This window comes from Microbacterium sp. LWH13-1.2 (assembly GCF_038397735.1).
In the GTDB taxonomy this organism is placed as follows: domain Bacteria; phylum Actinomycetota; class Actinomycetes; order Actinomycetales; family Microbacteriaceae; genus Microbacterium.
This window is the reverse complement of record NZ_CP151635.1, coordinates 2,049,889-2,069,130: the sequence shown is the minus strand read 5'-3', so window position 1 is coordinate 2,069,130 and position 19,242 is coordinate 2,049,889. Positions and strand designations below refer to the sequence as shown.

Here is a 19,242-nt window from a genome sequence, read left to right as displayed (position 1 = left end):
TCGGGTGGCGCTTCGTGCGTCACCCGATTCTTCGTTCCCGAAGCAGACCGGAGCACCACATGCCGATCGTCACCCTGACGAACGTCTCGAAGACCTACCCCTCCCGCACCCGTGAAGACGCCGAGGTCGTGGCCGTCGACGACGTCACCCTCTCGATCGAGAAGGGCGATGTCTTCGGCATCATCGGATACTCCGGTGCGGGTAAATCGACCCTCGTACGGCTGATCAACGCCCTCGAACCGGCGACCAGCGGCACCATCACGGTCGACGACGTGGACATCACCTCTCTCCGGGAGAGCGAGCTGCGCAAGGTCCGCGGGGGGATCGGCATGATCTTCCAGCAGTTCAACCTGTTCGCCTCGCGCAGCGTCAAGGCGAACATCGCGTACCCGCTCAAGCTCGCCGGCTGGTCGAAGGCCGACATCGAGACGCGGGTCGCCGAGCTCCTCACCTTCGTGGGCCTCGCCGACAAGGCCAAGGCCTACCCCGAGCAGCTCTCCGGCGGTCAGAAGCAGCGCGTCGGCATCGCCCGTGCCTTGGCCACCGGCCCCGCCATCCTGCTCGCCGACGAGGCCACCAGCGCCCTCGACCCGCAGACCACGCACGAGGTGCTGGATCTGCTCAAGCGGGTCAACCGGGAGCAGGGCGTCACGATCGTCGTGATCACGCACGAGATGGACGTCATCCAGACCATCGCCACGAAGGTCGCAGTCATGGAGAACGGTCGCGTGATCGAGCAGGGCGATGTCTTCGACGTCTTCTCCGCTCCGCAGAACCCCGCGTCGCAGCGCTTCGTCGGCACGGTCGTGAAGGGCATCCCCTCGCCGTCCGAGCTCGGTGTGCTGCGCGAGCGCCACCGAGGCCGCCTCGTCACGTTCTCGTTCCGCGACGGCGACTCGTCGCAAGCGCAGGTCTTCCTCGATCTCGCCGGGGCCGGCCTCGACTTCGAGCTCGTGTACGGCGGGATCAACGACATCCGCGGGCGGGCCTTCGGCCACCTCACGCTCGCGATCCGCGGCGAGAGCGCCGTGATCGACCGCACCCTCGGGGAGATCTCGCAGCGCGTCGAAGTCACCGAGATCGCCGGAGAGGAGGCGCGCTGATGGACCGTCTGAACGAACTGTGGCCCGAATTCTGGAAGGCCGCGCTCGAAACCCTCTACATGACGTCGTTCGCACTCGTGCTCGGCGGCATCCTCGGTCTCGCGATCGGCGTCATCCTCTACGTCTCCCGCCCCGGCGGGCTCGCGCAGAACAGACCCGTCTCGGTCGTCGCGAACCTCGCGGTGAACTTCTTCCGCCCGATCCCGTTCGTGATCTTCATGGCCGTCGCGCAGCCCTTCGCCCGCGTGGTGGTCGGCACCGGCATCGGCACCACGGCCGGCGCGTTCATCATCGGTCTCGCCGCGGCCTTCGCGATCGGCCGCATCGTCGAGCAGCACCTCGTCTCGGTCTCGCCCGGGGTCATCGAGGCCGCCCGCGCGATGGGCGCCGGCCCCTGGCGCATCCTGTTCACCGTGGCGATCCCCGAATCGCTCGGACCGCTCATCCTCGGCTACACGTTCATCGTCGTCGCGCTCATCGACATGACGGCGATGGCCGGTCTCATCGGCGGCGGCGGTCTCGGAGCGTTCGCGCAGATCTACGGCTTCCGTCAGTTCGAGCCGCTCGTGATGTGGGCGGCGATCGTTCTGATCGTGGTGTTCGTGCACCTCGTGCAGATGCTCGGCACGAGGCTCGCGCGCAAGATCATGCGCCGCTGACGGGCGCTTCCTGCAGCGTGCGCGTCGTGGAGAACACCCGCGGCGCGCCGCTCAGCGGATCGACGAAGTGCAGCTCACGCGCGAGCAGCTGCATGGGGTGATCGAAGTCGTCGGGGCGCTCGCCGCGCAGCTCGGGGTAGAACGGGTCGTTCAGGATGCCGAGGCCGAGAGCTGCGAGGTGCACCCGCAGCTGATGCATCTTGCCGCTGTGCGGGCGCAGCAGAGTGTGCACGACGCGGTCGTCGGCATCGAGGACCTCGATCAGCGTCTCGGCGTTGGGCTCGCGTTCGTCGTCGACCTGGACCTTCAGCTCGTTGCGGAGCTTCACGATGTGGTTGCGGTAGACGAGGGGGTATCGCGACGTATCCCAGTCGGCCGGACGCGCGGAGACCGCCTCGTAGACCTTCTGCACCTGCCTGGTCTCGAACAGGAGCTGGTACGGGCCTCTGGTGGCCGGACGCGCCGAGAACATGAGCACCCCGGCGGTCGCCCGATCGAGTCGGTGGATCGGTGCGAGCTCGTCGTTGCCGAGCAGGTTGCGGAGGCGGATCAGCGCCGAGTTCTGCAGGAACTTTCCGCCGGGGATGGTCGGCAGGAAGTGCGGCTTGTCGATCACCACCAGGTCGTCGTCCTGATGGATCACCTCGATCTCCACGGGGAGCCGGGTCTCGACAGGGGGATCGCGGTAGTACCAGATGAACTCCTCGACGCCCAGGGGGGTGTCCCGAGCCAGGGGAGTGCCGTCGCGGGCCACGATCTCGCCGCGGTCGAAACGGCTGAGCAGGCCTTCGGGATCGAGGTGGAAGAAGCGGTCGATCATGTAGGCGCCCACGGTCGGCCATTCGCCGTGCATCGGAACGTGCAGGCGCGTGGCGCCGACGCCGTCGCGCACCGGAAGAGGGGAGAGCATCGCCATGTCGTCAGCCCCTCACGCGTCGAAACTGAGGCTCAGCTTGCGCAGCAGCGCGGCGAGGCGGTCGCGATCGCCTCTGGAGAGGGCCTGGAGCAGGTCGTCCTCGACGTCGACGAGGCGCGTGATCGCGGCATCCACCCTGATCCGCCCGTCATCCGTGAGCGTGACGAGCACGCTGCGGCCATCGGCCGGATCGCCCTCGCGTCGCACGAAACGACGGCCGACCAGTCGGTCGATGCGGTTGGTCATGGTTCCGCTCGACACCAGAGTCTGCTGCAGCAGCTGCTTGGGGGAGAGCTGGAAGGGAGCCCCTGCACGGCGCAACGCCGACAGCACATCCCACTCCCAGGCTTCGAGATCGCTGCGGCGGAACACGTCGCGCCGGGCGCGGTCGAGCAGGCGCGTCAGCCGGTCCATCCGAGAGAGGACCTCGAGGGGCGAGAAGTCGAGGTCGGGGCGCTGGGTGTTCCAGGCGCCGACGATCCGATCAACCTCATCAGCCTCTGTCATCCGTCCATTATCGCCGGTAGCACGCAGGCGGACGTGGCAGACTTGATCCGCGGCTCCCTCGAGGGCCGCGGTCCGCCGTGGTGTAATGGCAGCACGACAGCCTTTGGAGCTGTTAGGTCTAGGTTCGAGTCCTGGCGGCGGAGCATGACTGGGAACAATCTCGCGATCATCATCCTCGCCGCAGGCCAGGGAACTCGCATGCGCTCGCGCCTGCCCAAGGTGCTGCACCCGATCGGGGGACGACCGCTCGTCGGACACGTCCTCACGACCGCCGGTCTGCTCGAGGCCTCCCACGTCGAGGTCGTCGTGCGGCACGAGCGCGACCAGGTCGTCGCTGCTCTCGAGGCGGATTACCCGGATGCCGTGTTCATCGATCAGGACGAGGTGCCAGGGACCGGACGCGCCGTGCAGGTCGCGGTCGACGCTCTCCCGGCATCCTTCGACGGAGACGTCCTCGTGCTCTCCGGCGACTGCCCGCTGGCGGATGCCGACACGCTGCGTTCCTTCCTCGACGCCCATCGCGAGGCGGACGCCGAGGCGACTCTGATGACCGCGGTCGTCGACGACCCGAACGGCTACGGACGTGTCATCCGCGATGCCGAGGGCGGCGTCGACCGCATCGTCGAGCAGAAGGATGCCAGTGCCGATGAGGCCGCGGTTCGCGAGATCAACGCCGGTATGTACGTGTTCCGCGTCGGCACGCTGCGCAAGTACCTCCCGTCGGTGGGCGTCGACAACGCACAGGGCGAGATGTATCTGACGGACGTTCCCGGGCTGCTCCGCCGCGACGGCAGCCGTGTCGCGGCATCCGTCGTCTCCGACGTCACGGTCACCTACGGCGTCAACGATCGCGCTCAGCTCGCCGAGGTCGGTCGCCTCCTCAACCGCCGGATCGTGCGGCGCTGGCAGCTCGAGGGCGTCACCGTCATCGATCCGGCGACGACCTGGATCGATGACGACGCGACGCTCGCACCCGACGTCACGATCCTCCCGAACACCCACATCCTGCGAGCCACGACGATCGCCGAGGGCGCCATCGTCGGGCCCGACACGACGCTCGTCGACTGCGAGGTGGGAGAAGATGCGATCGTCCGCCGCACCGACGCCACGCTCGCGGTGATCGGCGCCGAGGCCACTGTCGGACCCTTCTCGTTCCTCCGCCCAGGTACCGTGCTCGGCGCCAGAGGCAAGATCGGCGCCTATGTCGAGACGAAGAACGCCGAGATCGGCGAGGGCAGCAAGGTCCCGCACCTGTCATACGTCGGCGACGCGACCATCGGGCGCGGAGTCAACCTCGGAGCGAGCACCATCACCGCGAACTACGACGATGTGAACAAGCACCGCACGGTGGTGGAGGACGAGGTGCACACCGGGTCGCACACGACCCTCGTCGCGCCCGTTAGGCTGGGAGCTGGCGCCAAGACAGGTGCCGGCGCCACAGTCCGCAAGGACGTTCCTGCCGGTTCCCTTGCCATGAGCGTCGCCCCTCAGCGCAACATCGAGGGTTGGGTCGAGAAGAACAGGGCAGGCACGGGCGCGGCAGACGCCGCAGCCCGATCCCGAGTGGCGGAATAGGCGAAAACGATGGCGCGCAAGAAGAAGACTGTCGATCTGGACCGGGACAACGGCATCGCCCCCGGACTCGTCGCCAAGACCAAGAAGCGGCTCGTGGTCGCGGGCGGGCGTTCCCACCCCGAGCTCACCGCCGCGGTCGCCGCGTCGCTGGGCACCGAGGTCGTGCCCACCGAGCACCGCACGTTCGCGTCGGGAGAGATCTACGCCCGGTTCGACGTCTCGATCCGCGGTTGCGATCTCTTCCTGATCCAGACCTTCGGCGAGCCGGTGAACGAGTGGCTCATGGAAGCGCTCATCATGATCGACGCCGCGAAGCGCGCATCGGCCAAGCGCATCACCGTCGTCGCCCCGTACTATCCGTACTCGCGCCAGGACAAGAAGGGCCGCGGTCGCGAGCCGATCAGCGCCCGACTGGTCGCCGACCTGCTCAAGACAGCGGGCGCTGACCGCGTCATGAGCGTCGACCTGCACGCCGCGCAGATCCAGGGCTTCTTCGACGGTCCCGTCGACCACCTGTTCGCCAAGCCGGTGCTGCTGGACTACTTCGAGCGCACGCTGAGCGCGGAGGACCGAGAGATCCTCACGGTCGTCTCTCCCGACATGGGGCGCGTCCGCGTCGCCGACACGTGGTCCGACAGCCTCGGTGCGCCGCTGGCCATCATCCACAAGCGCCGTGACCCGAAGGTCGCCAACCAGGTCTCGGTGCACGAGATCGTCGGAGCCGTCGAGGGACGCACCTGCCTCCTCGTCGACGACATGATCGACACCGGTGGCACCATCGTCAAGGCGGCCCAGGCGCTCAAGGCGAACGGCGCGCACCGCGTGATCGTCGCCGCGACGCACGCGATCTTCAGCGACCCTGCCTCGGAGCGTCTGCAGGATGCCTCGATCGACGAGGTCGTCATCACCGACACGATCCCCCTGACCGAGTCCCGCCGCTGGGACAAGCTGACGATCCTCCCGATCGCCCCGCTTCTGGGTCGCGCGATCCGTGAGGTCTTCGAAGACGGATCCGTCACGAGCATGTTCGGCGGAGACGCCTGAGCGACTCATATATCGGGCACAGCCCGCGCATAGATCATGTCCCTACGGTCGAATCAACATATCGATCAAGGCCGGGAGGACCATCATGATCCGCACGACTGTACCGACTTCTGTTCGCAAGGGCGCAGCTCTCGCCGGCGTCGCAGGACTCCTCGTCCTCGCGGGCTGCTCCGGCACCGCTGGCGCTGAAGACCAGTCCACCGACACCGGGACCGACACGAGCACCGAATCGACCGATTCGGGAGCGTCGACCGGTGACTACGCCGACGGCACGTACACGGCCGACGGGTCGTACCAGACGCCCGAGACGGTCGAGTCGATCAGCGTGACCCTCACGATCGCCGACGGCGTCGTGAGCGAGGTCGAGGTGACGGGCGACCCGAAGGCCCGCGAGACCGAGCAGTACCAGGGCCAGTTCATCGAGGGCATCTCGGATGAGGTCGTGGGCAAGTCGCTCGATGAGCTGAACGTCAGCCGCGTCGCCGGCTCGTCGCTCACCAGCGGCGGGTTCAACGAGGCCGTCGACTCGATCAAGGAGCAGGCTGCCGCCTGAGGCGCCTGACACGGCCATGGCGATCTGGCGCTTCGACGCGATCGGCACGACCTGGGAGATCGAGACCACCAGCGAGCTCGGCGCCGAGGAAAGACAGTCCGTCGGCGCCGAGATCGAGCGGTTCGACCGGGAGTGGTCCCGGTTCCGGGACGATTCCGCGGTCACCCGTGTGGGTCACGATGGCGGGCTCATCTCCTCGCCGGATGCCGGGGCGATGCTCGACGCCTATGTCGAGCTCTCGAACGCGAGCGCAGGAGCGGTGAATCCGCTCGTCGCCGACAGCCTCGCAGCGCTCGGATACGACGCGTCGTACTCGCTCATCGCGGGCGATCCGATCGCCGCCCCTCGGAACTGGACCGATCGCCTCCGATGGACGGCGGGCGAGGCCACGGCATCCTCTCCCGCACTCCTCGACGTGGGGGCACTCGGCAAGGGGCGTCTCGTCGACATCGTCACCGACGTCCTCGCCGACGTGCCCGGTGATCTCGTCGTCGACGCGGGCGGTGACATGAGGGTGCGCGGCAGCGCGGTGCGCATCGGCCTCGAGCATCCGTATGATGCGACCAAGGCGATCGGTGTCATCGAGCTGCAGGACGCGGCGCTGTGCGCCTCGGCGGTCAATCGTCGCGCGTGGGGTGACGGCCTGCACCACGTGCTCGACGCCCGCACAGGAGTCCCGGTGCGCACCTGGGCTGCGACCTGGGCGATCGCGCCTGCGGCGATGAGGGCGGATGCCGTCGCCACCGCGCTCTTCTTCGACGGCGGCCCCGAGCTTGCAGCGGCGTGGGGCGTCGAATGGGTGCGGATGTCGACGGACGGCCGCGCCGAACGCTCGACCGGATGCCCGGCGCAGCTGTTCACCGCACGCCCCTGAGCCTCCGAAGTAGGGAAGAGTAGACCCGTGATCACCTCCATCACCGCCCTGCGCCAGCGCGTTCTGGCGCTGCTCGGCGGCATCTCGATGTACCGCCTGGTGCTGTTCTCGCTGCTGACGCTCACTCTCATCGCCCTCGTGCTGTCTGCGCTCGGCGTGATCGTGTCGCCCGCACCGCTCGAGATCATCGCCTCGTTCGTCGTCCTCGCGGTCGTGATCTCGCTCGTGGATGCGGCGGCCCAGCGAATCCTGCGCCTGCCCTGGCGCATCGAGTCGTCGCTGGTCACCGCGCTGATCCTCCTGTTCGTCCTGCGACCGGGGATCGAGCCGACCGCGCTGCTGGGTCTCGCTATCGCCGGTGCCGTCGCGAGCCTGTCGAAGTACCTGATCGCCTGGCGCGGGCGGCACATCCTCAACCCGGCGGCCTTCGGCGCCGCCGTGGTGTCGATCCTCGGTTCCTTCGGAGCCTTCGAGTGGCTCGGCACGTCGTCGTCCTGGTGGGTCGGCACCCCGTCGCTCTTCATCCCCGTCCTGATCCTGGGGCTCGCCGTGCTGTGGCGCACCGAGAAGGTGCGGATCGCCGTGATCTTCCTCCTCGTCGCGGTCGCCGTGTCGGTGCTGCGGCAGGCGGTGCAGGCGCAGGAGTTCGCGATCGCCTTCGACCTCGGCTCCGCTCTCTCGTTCGCGGTGCTGCAGTCGCCGTTCCTGTTCCTCGGGGCGTTCATGCTGTCGGAGCCGCTGACCCTGCCGCCTCGTCGCTGGCAGCAGTTCTCCGTGGCCGCGCTCGTCGGCGTCCTCGCCGGGTGGCCGATCGAGGTCGCCGGGCTCTTCACCCTCGGCCAGGAGCGCGCGCTGCTCATCGGCAACCTCCTCGCGTTCGCCTTCGCGCTGCGGGGGGCGGTGCGCCTGGTGCTCGAGAAGCGGCAGTTCATCACGCCGACCGCACAGGAGCTCACGTTCCGGGCCAAGGGCAAGGTCCGCTTCCTCCCCGGCCAGTACCTGGAGCTGGACGTGCCGCATCACCGGCCGGATGCGCGAGGCACCCGCCGCGAGTTCAGCATCGTCTCGGCACCCGCCGATCTCCCGACGCTGCGGATCGCGTACAAGGACGGCGATCAGACGCATCCCTCGAGCTACAAGCGCGCTCTCGCCGCCGCAGAGCCCGGATCCGCGCTTGCCGTCACGGGCACGTGGGGAGACTTCCTTCTGCCACGTTCGGAGAGCCCCGTGCTCATGGTCGCCGCAGGGATCGGCGTCACGCCGTTCGTGTCGCAGCTGCGTCAGCTGCAGCTGACGGGGCAGCAGCGCGACGTCGTCCTCGTCTACGTCGCATCCGACAGCTCGGAGCTCGCGTTCCGCGACGAGCTCGCCGCGACGGGTGCCCGGGTCGTCGTCTTCACCCGTGACGAGCCGGCCGATCTGCCCGCGCACTGGACGTGGGCGCAGGGTGCCCGTCTCGATGCCGCGGGACTCGAGCGCCACGTTCCCGACCTCGGCGATCGGCACTCGTTCATCTCCGGCCCGCCGCGTCTGATCGCCGACCTCGCCCCGGCTCTGCAGAAGGCCCGGTCTCTCACGACCGACGCATTCGCGGGGTACTGAGCTCGGGGTCCTGCTCGGTGGGCCGGGAGTCACCGCCGTACAGCGCGGGGGTCGCTCCGGCGCCGTGCCCCGTCTGCGGGTGAGGGCGGTTCAGGGCCGAACGAATCCCGAGGGCGTTACGGGCCGGGTGTCGAACTTCCCTGTGGGGCCACTTCCGCACGGGATCTACCGTGCGGGACCACTTCCGCACGGGAACCGCCTGGTCCCGGTGCGATAGTGACCCCGCTGAGACGGGAGGGCCGCGCGACCAGCCCGCGACCTCAGTCCGCGGCCCGAGCCGGGCTGATCGGGATGCGCACGGTGAATGTCGTGTCTCCGGGCTCGCTCGCCACGGTGATATGTCCGCCGTGTCCTTCGACGATCGCCTTCGCGATCGCGAGTCCGAGGCCCGTGCCACCGGTCTGCCGGGCGCGGGAGCTGTCGCCGCGTGCGAAGCGGGCGAAGAGCTCGTCGCGCACCCCGGGGTCGATGCCGGGGCCGTCGTCGTGCACGCGAAGCACGGCCTCGTCGCCTTCGCGGCTCACGCTGAGCGTGATCGAGGTGCCTGCCGGGGTGTGCGTCCGCGCATTGGCGAGGAGGTTCGCGACGACCTGGTGCATCCGTCCGGCGTCGCCGATGATGACGATCGGCTCTTCGGGGGCCTCGATGTTCCAGTGATGATCGGCGGCGGTCGGACGCGCGTCCGAGAGGCCTTCCAGGGCGAGCTGCGTGAGGTCGACGGTCCCGTGCACCAGCTCTCGACCCTCGTCGAGGCGGGCGAGGAGCAGCAGGTCCTCGACCAGGCTCGTCATCCGCAGCGACTGGGCCTGGATGCGCTCCAGCGACGTGGTCGTCCCCTCGATGGCGGCCGGGCCGCCCTGCTGCTTCAGAGCGCGCAACGACAGCTCGGAGTACCCGCGGATGGACGAGAGCGGAGTCCGCAGCTCATGGCTGGCGTCGGCGACGAACCGCCGCATCCGCTCCTCGTTCTTCTGGCGGGCGGCCAGCGAGGTGTTCACGTGGTCGAGGAGGGTATTGAGCGACGCCCCGACGAGACCGGTCTCGGTACGAGGGTCGGCTTCGGCTGCCGGCACGCGTTCGGTGATCTGCACTTCGCCTCGGTCCAGCGGCTGGTTTGCGACGCGCGTGGCGGTCGCAGCCACCGCCCTCAGCGGTCTGAGTCCGACACGGATCGTGATGGCCGTCGTGAGCGCGAGGAGGATCAATCCGCCGACGGTCGCCAGAGCGATCACGGTGAGAAGAGTCGCCAACTGGTTCTGGATCTCGGTGCGGGGCAGGCCCGTCACGACGTTCACTCCGTTGGGGGCCTGCCTCACGACGACGAGATACGAACCGAAGTCGTCCAAGGTCACAGTAGCGCTCGCGCGCCCGCCGAGCGCCGCATCGATGCGGTCGAGGTCGGCGCTCGTCAGTGGCTGAGACACTCCACTCCATTGTCCCTTCGTGTCGGGGAAGACGACCCCGCCGGTGCCGCCTTCGGAGCTGGACACGGCGAGCAGAATGCCGGGCACAGGGTTTGTGCCCTCGACGACATAGTCGATGGTCGCGATCTGGGCTGGCACCCGGCTCACCAGCTTCGCGACGTCGAGGGAATAACCGTTCAGTCGATCTTCCAGTTGGCGTTCCAGGGTCGCGCCGAGCGTCGCACTGGTGATGACGGCGACGATCACGAGGATGAGCGAGACGAAGCCGATCACGGCTGTCATCAGCCGCGTCTGCAGGCTCATCGGCCGTCGCGTCATCCTCGTCGAGCTCACTGAGGCGCCTTGATCATGTAGCCGACGCCTCGCACGGTGTGCAGCAGAGGGGTGCGTCCGGCGTCGATCTTCTTGCGGAGGTACGAGATGTACAGCTCGACCACCGAGGACTTGCCGCCGAAGTCGTAGCTCCAGACGCGGTCGAGGATCTGGGCCTTCGACAGCACACGGCGCTCATTGCGCATCAGGTAGCGGAGCAGTTCGAACTCGGTCGCGGTCAGCTCGATCTCGGTGCCGTCGCGCACGACCTCGTGGCTGTCCTCGTTGAGGGTGAGGTCGGCGACTCGGAGGATCGACTGGCCGTCGTCGGCCGTCGCGTGCCCCGTACGGCGGATGATCGCACGCAGACGCGCGATGACCTCTTCGAGGCTGAAGGGCTTCGTGACATAGTCGTCTCCACCCGCGGTGAGTCCGGCCACTCGATCGCCGACGGCATCCTTCGCGGTGAGGAAGAGCACGGGAACGAGGCTGCCGGACTCGCGCAGACGCCGCAGCACGGCCATGCCGTCGAGGTCGGGCATCATGATGTCGAGCACGAGCGCGTCGGGTTCGAACTCGCGTGCGACCTGAAGGGCTTCGAGGCCGGACGAAGCGGTTCGCACCTCCCAGCCCTCCATGCGCAGCGCCATCGCCAGCAGGTCGGTGAGCATCTGCTCGTCGTCGACGGCGAGGATGCGCAGGGGCGAGCCGTCGGGGCGGCGCAGTTCGGGGAGATCGGAGCTCATGAGTACATTCTGCGGAATCACCTATGGGGTTTCTATGGAGAGCGCTATGCGTCTCCTGTGAGATGCGCGCTCCATAGGCTTCTCATCACTCCGCCCTCGATCTCGCAAAACTGCGCTCTTTAGCGTCGTGATCGGCCCGCGAACGGCGCGGCGTAAGGAGACACATGTACGGGACATATCTGCGGCGAGAGTTGGCGGGCCGCAAGAAGCAGACGTGGATCGTCGCGATCGGACTCGCGATCGCGATCGCTCTGGTGATCATCGTCAACGCCCTCACAGCGGGAGTGCGCGATGCGCAGGCACAGGCCCTGGAGTCGGTGTACGGAGTCGGCACCGACCTCACGGTGACCGGTGCCGCGGCGGAACCGGGGGAGGGCGGCGGGCAGCGCTTCGACTTCGGATCCGAAGACGGAGCCACGGACGGAGACACGACCACTCTCAGCCAGTCGACGCTGATGACGGACTTCATGCGTGGGACGCTCGAGTCGTCCGTTCTCGACACGGTCACCTCGACCGAGGGCGTGACCGCAGCATCCGCGGCCCTGAGCCTCACCAACTCGACCTTCTCGGGCGAGCTTCCGAGCGGTGGGTTCGGCGCGCAGGACGGCGCGACCGAGGGAACCGCGCCGACCGAGGGCCAGACTCCGCCGCAGGGCGGCACGGACGGCGCCGGCGGCGGATCGTTCGGCGTCGACTCGTTCACCGTTCTCGGGATCGACCCCGCCGTGACCTCAGTGGGGCCACTCGCCTCCGTCGCGATCAGTGACGGTCGCGCTCTCGACACCGATGATGCCGGTGCCCTCGTCGCCCTCGTCGATTCCACCTACGCGACCACGAACGAGATCGCGGTCGGCGACACCATCGATGTCGCCGGCTCCGATGTCGAGGTCGTCGGGGTCGTGGCCTCCACCTCCGACTCCGCCGACACCGCGGCGAACGTGTATCTGCCGCTCGACACCGCTCAGCAGCTCTCCGGTGCCGGCGATGTCATCTCGACCGTGTACGTCCAGGCGGAGTCCGCATCGTCGATCGACACGGTGCAGGGCGCCCTCGCCGACGAGCTGCCGGACGCGACGATCACGTCGCAGTCGGAGCTCGCCTCGACCGTCTCGGGGTCGCTGTCCAGCGCCACCTCGCTGATCACGAACCTCGGCACGTGGCTGTCGATCATCGTGCTCGCGGTGGCCGTGCTGCTCTCGGTGCTGCTGACCCTGTCCGGGGTCTCCCGCCGCACCCGCGAGTTCGGCACTCTCAAGGCGATCGGCTGGTCGAACGGACGCGTCGTGCGCCAGGTCGCGGGTGAGTCCATGGTCCAGGGGCTGATCGGAGGCGCCGTGGGACTGGCGCTCGGGATCGCCGGGATCGTCGTCATCAACCTCGTGAAGCCGACGGTCGCCGCCGCGGCCGCGGGCAACGCGGAAGGCGGCCCCGGGGGCATGGGCGGCGGCCCGACCGGGGGAGGCGGCATGTTCCAGACCCAGCAGGCGGCCGACATCGTGCTGCAGGCTCCGTTCACACTGTGGGTGCTGGTCGCCGCGGTCGGTCTCGCAGTGCTCGGTGGCCTTGTGGCCGGAGCGTTCGGGGGCTGGCGCGCTGCGCGTCTCAGCCCGGCAGAAGCCCTGCGATCCGTCGCCTGACGGACTCGCGAACACACGTCACAGACAAGGAGACACGGACATGACCATCGCAGATATCGCTCCGGCCGCGAACGGCACGGATGCCACGGCACCGCTGTACCGCGCGCAGGATGTCACACGCACCTACACGCAGAAGGGGCGCACGGTGAAGGCCCTGACGGGCGTCGACCTCACCATCCACCCCGGTGAGTTCGTCACGATCCAGGGCCCGACCGGAGGGGGCAAGTCGACTCTGCTGCAGATGCTCGGTGCGCTCGACAAGCCGTCGTCCGGTTCTCTGAAGCTCGGTGACATCGAGCTGGCCTCGGCATCCGCGCGCGAGCTCAGTCGCATCCGCGCCGAGGAGATCGGCTTCGTCTTCCAGGGATTCAACCTGATTCCCACGCTGACGGCGGCGGAGAACGTGAACATGGCTCTCGAGCCGACCGAGCTGAGCCGCACCGAGCGCGCGACTCGGGTCGCCGAAGCTCTCGCTCATGTGGGGCTCGCCGACCGCGGCGACCACCTGCCCACCGAGCTGTCGGGCGGTCAGCAGCAGCGCGTGGCGATCGCGCGTGCGATCGTGAAGCGGCCCCGCGTGCTGCTCGCGGACGAACCCACGGGCAATCTCGACGAGAGCATGCGCGATGAGATCCTCGCGCTGCTCGAGGGGCTGTGCGCGGAGGGGATCACCATGATCGTGGTCACACACGACTCGGCGGTCGCCCGCAGGGCCACCAGGCGCCTGCGGCTCGCGAAGGGGACGGTGCAGGACATCACCCGATGAGACATGACGAAGGCCCCGGCGGAATCGCCGGGGCCTTCGTCATGTGCGAGACGCGCTCAGTGAGTGTCCTCGGCTTCGATCTCGGTGCGGTCGCCCGACCACTGCGTGTGGAACGTGCCGGGCTTGTCGATGCGCTTGTAGGTGTGCGCGCCGAAGAAGTCGCGCTGCCCCTGAACGAGGGCGGCGGGCAGGCGGTCGGCGCGGATGCCGTCGTAGTACGACAGCGACGACGAGAACGCCGGAGCCGGGATGCCGGCCTGTGCCGCCGCGACGACGACGCGACGCCACGCCGCCTGAGCGCGCGTGATCGCCTCGGTGAAGTACGGAGCGGTCAGCAGCACGGGCAGGCCGGGCTCTGCCGCGTACGCGTCGGCGATGCGGTTGAGGAACTGGGCGCGGATGATGCAGCCTCCGCGCCAGATCTTGCTGATCGCGCCGAGGTCGATGTTCCAGCCGTACTCGGCTGCGCCCGCGCGGATCTCGTCGAAGCCCTGCGAGTAGGCGACGATCTTCGACGCGTACAGCGCGAGACGGACGTCCTCGATGAAGGCGGCCTGGTCGGCGACGACGAACTCCTCGTCGGGGCCGGGGAGCGAACCCGCGACCTCGCGCTGCTCGGGGTGCGACGACAGAGAGCGGGCGAAGGTGGCCTCGGCGATGCCCGAGACGGGGACGCCGAGCGACAGCGCCGTCTGCACGGTCCACGCGCCGGTGCCCTTGGCGCCGGCCTGGTCGAGGATGACGTCGACGAGGGGCTTGCCGGTCTCGGCATCCACCTGGCGGAGCACCTCTGCGGTGATCTCGATCAGGTAGGACTCGAGCTCGCCCTTGTTCCACTCGGCGAAGATCTCGGCGATCTCGGCGGGGGACTTGCCGGTGCCGCGGCGGATGAGGTCGTAGGCCTCGGCGATCAGCTGCATGTCGGCGTACTCGATGCCGTTGTGCACCATCTTGACGAAGTGTCCGGCGCCGTCGTGGCCGACGTGCGTCACGCACGGCTCGCCCTCGGCGACGGCGGCGATCGACTTGAGGATCGGGCCGAGGGTGATCCAGGACTCGTCCGAGCCGCCGGGCATGATCGACGGGCCGGTGAGCGCGCCCTCTTCGCCACCGGAGATGCCTGCGCCGACGAAGTTGATGCCGGTCTCGCGAACGGCCTTCTCGCGGCGGATGGTGTCGGGGAAGTAGGCGTTGCCGCCGTCGACGATGATGTCGCCCGGCTCGAAGACCTCGACGAGTGAGTCGATCACGGCGTCGGTCGGGCCGCCGGCCTTGACCATGATGATCGCGGTGCGCGGCTTCTGCAGCGAGTCTGCGAACTCCTGGTACGTCTTGGCGGCGACGAAGCCGGCCTCAGGGTGCTCGGAGACGAGGGTCTCGGTCTTCTCGTAGCTGCGGTTGAAGATCGACACCGTGTTGCCCTCGCGGCTGGCGAGGTTGCGGGCGAGGTTCGACCCCATGACGGCGAGTCCGACGACTCCGATGTTCGCTGATGCTTCGGGCACAGATGGCTCCTAGATCGAGAAGAAAGGGATGCATCCAGATTATCGCGACGTCAGGGGTGCTTCTCCCGTGTGTCGCCGGAATGCGTCTCTCGCGAGCGCGCGGTGACCGTCCGAGTGGGGGAGATCAGTCCTTGCGGTAGCCCGAGCGGCCGAGAGAGAAGAGCGCGGCGAACGTGAAGCCGGCAGCGCACACGGTCATGGCGCCGATGAGCCAGGCGATCGCGTGGGAGAAGAAGACGCCGTCGAGCATGAGAAGAACTCCGTGTTCTGCAGAGAGGGATCGGTGTCCTCAGCCTACCGGCTCGTTTGGTACCATCGGAGGAGTACCTCGGCGAGGGATGCTTCTGCGCGTGCGCTGGCATCCGTTATCGACGCGGCGAAGCAAGCCGGTGGCTTTCCTCACGTGTCTGCGTTCGAGAACAATTCCAAGACCACCGCGTAGCTGTCGCTGCGTGCCCCGAAGGAGAACCCCATGTCTGAAGACACCAAGGTCAAGGCCGAGCTCCGCGAGAGCTTCGGCAAGGGCTTCGCCCGTCGTCTGCGCGCCGCAGGCAAGATCCCCGCCGTCATCTACGGTCACGGCACCGACCCCGTGCACGTCGCGCTGCCGGGCCACCAGGTCTCGCTCATCATCCGCCGCGCCAACGCGCTGCTCGAGCTCGACATCGAGGGCACGCCTCAGCTCGCCCTGGTCAAGGACGTCCAGAAGGACCCCGTGCACCAGATCATCGAGCACATCGACCTGCTCGTCGTGAAGAAGGGCGAGAAGGTCGCGATCGACCTTCCCGTCATCGTGACCGGCGAGTCGGCTCCCGGCACGATCGTCAACCAGGACGCGAACACCCTGTCGATCGAGGCCGAGGCCACGCACCTCCCGCAGAACGTCGAGGTCTCTGTCGACGGTCTCGAAGACGGTGCTCACATCACCGCCGCCGACGTCAAGCTCCCCAAGGGCTCGACGCTGCTGACCGACCCCGAGGTCCTGGTCGTCGCGATCTCGATCCCGGCGGAGGAGTCGCTCGAAGAGGACGAGGCCGGAGCCGACGAGGCTGCCGCCGAGGAGGCGCCCGCCGCGGAGTGATCTCCGCAGGCGCAGCTTCACCGCTGACTGCATCACAGAGGGGGCGCGAGCAGATCGCGCCCCCTCTGTCGTATTCTGACCCGGGAACCGCACGGCGCCCGCATCCGAGAGGACGAGGACATGGCATCCACCTGGCTCGTGGTGGGGCTCGGCAACCCCGGCCCGCGATATGAGGCGACGAGGCACAACATCGGCCAGATGGTGGTCGATGAGCTGGCTGCGCGACGGGGCGAGAGCTTCCGTGAGCACAAGGGCGGCGCGCGTGTCGTCGAGACCTGGCTGCGCCCCGGTGGCGACAAGCTCGTGCTGGCCAAGCCCAACACCTTCATGAACGTCTCGGGCACGCCGGTCGCCGCTCTGGCGCGGTTCTACTCCGTGCCGGCCGAGCAGATCATCGTCGTCCACGACGAACTCGACATCCCCTTCGACACCGTCAAGCTCAAGATCGGCGGCGGCCACGGTGGGCACAATGGGGTGCGCGATATCGCTCGCGCCATCACCACCCCGGAGTTCCCCCGGGTGCGCGTCGGCATCGGTCGACCGGTGGGTCGACAGGATCCCGCGGACTGGGTGCTCTCACCGTTCGGCAAGGATGAACGCGCGAACCTGCCTATCCTCGTGTCCGACGGGGCTGACGCCGTCGAGCTCCTCGTCGCTGAGGGGCTGCTGGCCGCGCAGCAGAAGCATCACGCTCCACGCTGACAGCCGGTCGATGCACGCCGACCTGATCGCGACATCTCAGGGGAGGAAGCCCGCCGCGGTGCCGGTGGAGACGGCGACGAAGAGCACGACCCAGAAGATGATGGGTCCGAGCACGGCGACGACCAGCGCGCCGATGCCGGCGCCCCGCGCCTGCTTCTTGCGGATGGCGAGGATGCCGATCACGATCGCGGCGATGCCGAGGATGGTGCCCGTCCAGAACGAGAGCTCGGCCCACAGCACCTGATCGCGTGCGGGGGAGAGGATCGAGAGGAAGTCGGGATCCGTCGTATCGAGTCCGCCGGGGATCCGGCGTCCGATCTCGAACCCCGCGATTCCGGCGACGATCGGAGTGACGACAGCGGCGACGATCGCGAAGATCAATGCGAGAAGGCCGAGGAGGCCGGACTTCTTCGGCTCCATCGACGGCGCCTGGTACGCACCCTCTGGGGCCGCATAACCTCCGACGGGCACCTGATATGCGCCGGGAGGGGCGGCCTGGTAGGGGGGAACGCCGGGCTGGGCTGCGGGAGCTGAAGCGGGGTACATCGGGCTCCCCGCCGGTGCGGGATACGCCGGTGCGGGCGGGGCCGGGAAAGCGGGCTCGGGCTGCGCGTACGGGGCCGCCGGGGGTGCGGGCTGGTACGCCGGCGGAGCCGCCTGATAGGCGGGCGGAGCCGGAGGAGCGGGCGGCGCAGGAGCGTATGCGGGAGGCGCGACAGGTGGCTGCTGGTCAGCGGGCTGGGGCGCAGCGGGCTGGGGTGCCGGTGGCACGGGAGGAACGGCACCGGACGGGGGCAGCTGCGGATCAGTCACGCCCCCATCCTATGGCCGGTCGTGTCAGATGCGACGAAGCAGACCGACGCGGTCGTACACGGCGGCGAGAGTCGCGTCGGCGACCGCGTCGGCCCTGGCGGCATTCGCCGCGAGGATCCGATCGAGTTCAGCGGGATCGTCGAGGAGCTCGAGTGCGCGGGCGCGGACCGGCTCGAACTCGTTCACCACGACCTCGGCGAGCCCCTTCTTGAAGTCTCCGTATCCGCGACCTGCGTACTCGTCTTCGATGGCCGGCACCTGGCGACCCGACAGGGCGGCGTAGATCGTGAGCAGATTCGAGACACCGGGCTTGTTCTCGCGGTCGAAGCGCACGGAGCCCTCGTTGTCGGTGACGGCACGCATGATCTTCTTGGCCGACTTCGCCGGGTCGTCGAGCATCCAGAGCACGCCCGCGTCGCTCTCGGCGGACTTCGACATCTTCGAGGTCGGATTCTGCAGATCGTAGATGCGCGCCGTGTCCTTCTGGATCACCGGTCGCGGCACGACGAACGTCTCGCCGAAGCGCGAGTTGAACCGTTCGGCGAGATCACGGGTGAGTTCGACATGCTGCTTCTGGTCGTCGCCGACGGGCACCACATCGGTCTGGTAGAGCAGGATGTCGGCAGCCATCAGGACGGGGTACGTGAACAGGCCGACGCTCGTGGCGTCGGCGCCGTAGCGGGCGGACTTGTCCTTGAACTGCGTCATCCGTCCGGCCTCGCCGAACCCGGTGATCGTGGAGAGGATCCAGGCGAGCTCGGCGTGGGCGCGCACGTGCGACTGCACGTAGAGCGTCGACAGGGACGGCTCGATGCCCGCGGCGATGTACTGCGCGGCGGTGCGGCGGGTCTTCTCGCGAAGCTCCGCCGGGTCCTGCGCGACGGTCAGCGCATGCAGGTCGACCACGGAGAAATACGCGTCGTAGGAGCTCTGCAGGTCTCGCCACTGCAGGAGCGCCCCGATGTAGTTGCCGATCTGCAGAGAGTCGGCGGAGGGCTGCATTCCTGAGTAGAGGCGAGGTTTCGTCACGGTATCAATCCTATGGGGGTGGTGGTGATGCGCGAGCCCGCGGGGGAGACTCGCCTCATGACGACCGCTCCTGAACCCGCCGGCGTCCCCGGGGACCGTCGGGATGTCCTCTCCCGCATCATCGGCGTGGTGCTCACGGTGCTGTTCGGCGGACCCTTCGTGCTGCTCGCGTGGATGGCGCTGAGCAGCCGGTTCGGGTGGACGAGCGGAGACCCGCACGGCTACGGGATGATCTTCGGCACATTCCTCGCGCTCGTCACCGGGATCCTCGTCGCGATCGCGGTTCCGCTCGTCTTCCCTCGCGCGCACCGCGGAGCGGCCTATCTGTGGAGCATGCTCTGTTACCTCGCGGTCGCGGCCGGGTTGATCGTCGCTCTGGTCACGGCCTGATCTC

Annotated in this window: 20 protein-coding genes and 1 tRNA gene; 13 read left to right on the top strand and 8 right to left on the bottom strand. The window is 68.3% G+C overall.

The window, feature by feature from the left end:
* Window positions 1–59: 59 nt before the first annotated feature.
* Together MRBLWH13_RS09860 and MRBLWH13_RS09855 are read left to right on the top strand one after the other, a co-directional pair.
* Window positions 60–1,103: a methionine ABC transporter ATP-binding protein gene (locus MRBLWH13_RS09860; protein WP_341954718.1), complete on the top strand. Its 1,044-nt coding sequence runs from the start codon at window positions 60–62 to the stop codon at window positions 1,101–1,103.
* The gene (locus MRBLWH13_RS09855) at window positions 1,103–1,762 is read left to right on the top strand and encodes a methionine ABC transporter permease (RefSeq protein ID WP_056312350.1); all 660 of its coding nucleotides are present in this window, start codon (window positions 1,103–1,105) and stop codon (window positions 1,760–1,762) included. Before MRBLWH13_RS09860 ends, MRBLWH13_RS09855 begins: the two co-directional genes overlap by 1 nt.
* Here the strand turns inward: MRBLWH13_RS09855 and MRBLWH13_RS09850 are convergent.
* Both MRBLWH13_RS09850 and MRBLWH13_RS09845 read right to left on the bottom strand, forming a co-directional pair.
* Window positions 1,749–2,672, bottom strand: coding sequence for a pseudouridine synthase (locus MRBLWH13_RS09850; RefSeq protein WP_341958284.1), 924 nt, complete (start codon window positions 2,670–2,672; stop codon window positions 1,749–1,751). The two genes, MRBLWH13_RS09855 and MRBLWH13_RS09850, sit on opposite strands and share 14 nt — an antisense overlap.
* An 18-nt stretch (window positions 2,673–2,690) precedes the next feature.
* Complete coding sequence (locus MRBLWH13_RS09845; protein WP_053097060.1) at window positions 2,691–3,185, bottom strand: MarR family transcriptional regulator; 495 nt, start codon at window positions 3,183–3,185, stop codon at window positions 2,691–2,693.
* Window positions 3,186–3,256: 71 nt separating this feature from the next.
* On the opposite strand from MRBLWH13_RS09845, the gene MRBLWH13_RS09840 reads away from it, so the two are divergent.
* The 6 genes from MRBLWH13_RS09840 (at window position 3,257) to MRBLWH13_RS09815 (ending at window position 8,833) form a co-directional block, all read left to right on the top strand.
* Window positions 3,257–3,328, top strand: a tRNA-Gln gene (locus tag MRBLWH13_RS09840).
* 1 nt (window position 3,329) lies between these two features.
* Window positions 3,330–4,760 carry a bifunctional UDP-N-acetylglucosamine diphosphorylase/glucosamine-1-phosphate N-acetyltransferase GlmU gene (gene glmU / locus MRBLWH13_RS09835; RefSeq protein ID WP_341954712.1) on the top strand — a complete coding sequence of 477 codons (1,431 nt, stop codon included), beginning with the start codon at window positions 3,330–3,332 and terminating at the stop codon, window positions 4,758–4,760.
* Between the two features lie 9 nt (window positions 4,761–4,769).
* Complete coding sequence (locus tag MRBLWH13_RS09830) at window positions 4,770–5,804, top strand: ribose-phosphate diphosphokinase (RefSeq protein WP_341954709.1); 1,035 nt, start codon at window positions 4,770–4,772, stop codon at window positions 5,802–5,804.
* An 85-nt stretch (window positions 5,805–5,889) separates the two neighbouring features.
* Window positions 5,890–6,357 carry an FMN-binding protein gene (locus MRBLWH13_RS09825; RefSeq protein ID WP_341954707.1) on the top strand — a complete coding sequence of 156 codons (468 nt, stop codon included), beginning with the start codon at window positions 5,890–5,892 and terminating at the stop codon, window positions 6,355–6,357.
* 16 nt (window positions 6,358–6,373) lie between these two features.
* The gene (locus MRBLWH13_RS09820; protein WP_341954705.1) at window positions 6,374–7,231 is read left to right on the top strand and encodes an FAD:protein FMN transferase; all 858 of its coding nucleotides are present in this window, start codon (window positions 6,374–6,376) and stop codon (window positions 7,229–7,231) included.
* A gap of 27 nt (window positions 7,232–7,258) precedes the next feature.
* Window positions 7,259–8,833, top strand: coding sequence for a flavodoxin reductase (locus tag MRBLWH13_RS09815; protein ID WP_341954702.1), 1,575 nt, complete (start codon window positions 7,259–7,261; stop codon window positions 8,831–8,833).
* Between the two features lie 260 nt (window positions 8,834–9,093).
* On the opposite strand, the gene MRBLWH13_RS09810 is transcribed toward MRBLWH13_RS09815, so the two are convergent.
* Window positions 9,094–10,560 (bottom strand): ATP-binding protein, encoded by a 1,467-nt coding sequence (locus MRBLWH13_RS09810; RefSeq protein WP_341954700.1) that lies wholly within the window; start codon window positions 10,558–10,560, stop codon window positions 9,094–9,096.
* 26 nt (window positions 10,561–10,586) lie between these two features.
* A complete protein-coding gene (locus MRBLWH13_RS09805; protein WP_042540306.1) occupies window positions 10,587–11,315 on the bottom strand; it encodes a response regulator transcription factor in 729 nt (242 codons plus the stop codon).
* A 164-nt stretch (window positions 11,316–11,479) separates the two neighbouring features.
* Here MRBLWH13_RS09805 and MRBLWH13_RS09800 point away from each other — a divergent pair, with 164 nt between their 5' ends.
* Both MRBLWH13_RS09800 and MRBLWH13_RS09795 read left to right on the top strand, forming a co-directional pair.
* Complete coding sequence (locus MRBLWH13_RS09800; protein ID WP_341954696.1) at window positions 11,480–12,952, top strand: FtsX-like permease family protein; 1,473 nt, start codon at window positions 11,480–11,482, stop codon at window positions 12,950–12,952.
* 40 nt (window positions 12,953–12,992) lie between these two features.
* Complete coding sequence (locus tag MRBLWH13_RS09795; RefSeq protein WP_200934818.1) at window positions 12,993–13,718, top strand: ABC transporter ATP-binding protein; 726 nt, start codon at window positions 12,993–12,995, stop codon at window positions 13,716–13,718.
* Window positions 13,719–13,774: 56 nt separating this feature from the next.
* Here MRBLWH13_RS09795 and gndA read toward each other — a convergent pair whose 3' ends face one another.
* Both gndA and MRBLWH13_RS09785 read right to left on the bottom strand, forming a co-directional pair.
* On the bottom strand, window positions 13,775–15,178 hold the full coding sequence (gene gndA / locus MRBLWH13_RS09790; RefSeq protein WP_341958281.1) for an NADP-dependent phosphogluconate dehydrogenase: 1,404 nt from the start codon (window positions 15,176–15,178) through the stop codon (window positions 13,775–13,777).
* Window positions 15,179–15,347: 169 nt separating this feature from the next.
* Window positions 15,348–15,473 carry a hypothetical protein gene (locus MRBLWH13_RS09785; RefSeq protein WP_256381367.1) on the bottom strand — a complete coding sequence of 42 codons (126 nt, stop codon included), beginning with the start codon at window positions 15,471–15,473 and terminating at the stop codon, window positions 15,348–15,350.
* 222 nt (window positions 15,474–15,695) lie between these two features.
* Here MRBLWH13_RS09785 and MRBLWH13_RS09780 point away from each other — a divergent pair, with 222 nt between their 5' ends.
* On the top strand, window positions 15,696–16,304 hold the full coding sequence (locus tag MRBLWH13_RS09780; RefSeq protein WP_341954690.1) for a 50S ribosomal protein L25/general stress protein Ctc: 609 nt from the start codon (window positions 15,696–15,698) through the stop codon (window positions 16,302–16,304).
* A gap of 120 nt (window positions 16,305–16,424) precedes the next feature.
* Window positions 16,425–17,006, top strand: coding sequence for an aminoacyl-tRNA hydrolase (pth, locus tag MRBLWH13_RS09775; RefSeq protein WP_341954687.1), 582 nt, complete (start codon window positions 16,425–16,427; stop codon window positions 17,004–17,006).
* Window positions 17,007–17,042: 36 nt separating this feature from the next.
* Here the strand turns inward: pth and MRBLWH13_RS09770 are convergent, their stop codons facing one another.
* On the bottom strand, window positions 17,043–17,819 hold the full coding sequence (locus MRBLWH13_RS09770) for a hypothetical protein (RefSeq protein WP_341954685.1): 777 nt from the start codon (window positions 17,817–17,819) through the stop codon (window positions 17,043–17,045).
* A 24-nt stretch (window positions 17,820–17,843) separates the two neighbouring features.
* Entirely contained in the window at window positions 17,844–18,821 is a 978-nt protein-coding gene (gene trpS, locus MRBLWH13_RS09765; protein WP_341958280.1) for a tryptophan--tRNA ligase, read from the bottom strand.
* A gap of 84 nt (window positions 18,822–18,905) precedes the next feature.
* On the opposite strand from trpS, the gene MRBLWH13_RS09760 reads away from it, so the two are divergent.
* Entirely contained in the window at window positions 18,906–19,238 is a 333-nt protein-coding gene (locus MRBLWH13_RS09760; protein WP_341954683.1) for a hypothetical protein, read from the top strand.
* Window positions 19,239–19,242: the final 4 nt, after the last annotated feature.

Excerpts from the sequence above, each read along its gene's own strand:
- MRBLWH13_RS09860 (WP_341954718.1), top strand. The coding sequence starts at position 60 with ATGCCGATCGTCACCCTGACGAACGTCTCGAAGACCTACCCCTCCCGC.
- MRBLWH13_RS09855 (WP_056312350.1), top strand. The coding sequence starts at position 1,103 with ATGGACCGTCTGAACGAACTGTGGCCCGAATTCTGGAAGGCCGCGCTC.
- MRBLWH13_RS09850 (WP_341958284.1), bottom strand. The coding sequence starts at position 2,672 with ATGCTCTCCCCTCTTCCGGTGCGCGACGGCGTCGGCGCCACGCGCCTG.
- MRBLWH13_RS09845 (WP_053097060.1), bottom strand. The coding sequence starts at position 3,185 with ATGACAGAGGCTGATGAGGTTGATCGGATCGTCGGCGCCTGGAACACC.
- glmU (WP_341954712.1), top strand. The coding sequence starts at position 3,330 with ATGACTGGGAACAATCTCGCGATCATCATCCTCGCCGCAGGCCAGGGA.
- MRBLWH13_RS09830 (WP_341954709.1), top strand. The coding sequence starts at position 4,770 with ATGGCGCGCAAGAAGAAGACTGTCGATCTGGACCGGGACAACGGCATC.
- MRBLWH13_RS09825 (WP_341954707.1), top strand. The coding sequence starts at position 5,890 with ATGATCCGCACGACTGTACCGACTTCTGTTCGCAAGGGCGCAGCTCTC.
- MRBLWH13_RS09820 (WP_341954705.1), top strand. The coding sequence starts at position 6,374 with ATGGCGATCTGGCGCTTCGACGCGATCGGCACGACCTGGGAGATCGAG.
- MRBLWH13_RS09810 (WP_341954700.1), bottom strand. The coding sequence starts at position 10,560 with ATGAGCCTGCAGACGCGGCTGATGACAGCCGTGATCGGCTTCGTCTCG.
- MRBLWH13_RS09805 (WP_042540306.1), bottom strand. The coding sequence starts at position 11,315 with ATGAGCTCCGATCTCCCCGAACTGCGCCGCCCCGACGGCTCGCCCCTG.
- MRBLWH13_RS09800 (WP_341954696.1), top strand. The coding sequence starts at position 11,480 with ATGTACGGGACATATCTGCGGCGAGAGTTGGCGGGCCGCAAGAAGCAG.
- MRBLWH13_RS09795 (WP_200934818.1), top strand. The coding sequence starts at position 12,993 with ATGACCATCGCAGATATCGCTCCGGCCGCGAACGGCACGGATGCCACG.
- gndA (WP_341958281.1), bottom strand. The coding sequence starts at position 15,178 with ATGGGGTCGAACCTCGCCCGCAACCTCGCCAGCCGCGAGGGCAACACG.
- MRBLWH13_RS09785 (WP_256381367.1), bottom strand. The coding sequence starts at position 15,473 with ATGCTCGACGGCGTCTTCTTCTCCCACGCGATCGCCTGGCTCATCGGC.
- MRBLWH13_RS09780 (WP_341954690.1), top strand. The coding sequence starts at position 15,696 with ATGTCTGAAGACACCAAGGTCAAGGCCGAGCTCCGCGAGAGCTTCGGC.
- pth (WP_341954687.1), top strand. The coding sequence starts at position 16,425 with ATGGCATCCACCTGGCTCGTGGTGGGGCTCGGCAACCCCGGCCCGCGA.
- trpS (WP_341958280.1), bottom strand. The coding sequence starts at position 18,821 with ATGCAGCCCTCCGCCGACTCTCTGCAGATCGGCAACTACATCGGGGCG.
- MRBLWH13_RS09760 (WP_341954683.1), top strand. The coding sequence starts at position 18,906 with ATGACGACCGCTCCTGAACCCGCCGGCGTCCCCGGGGACCGTCGGGAT.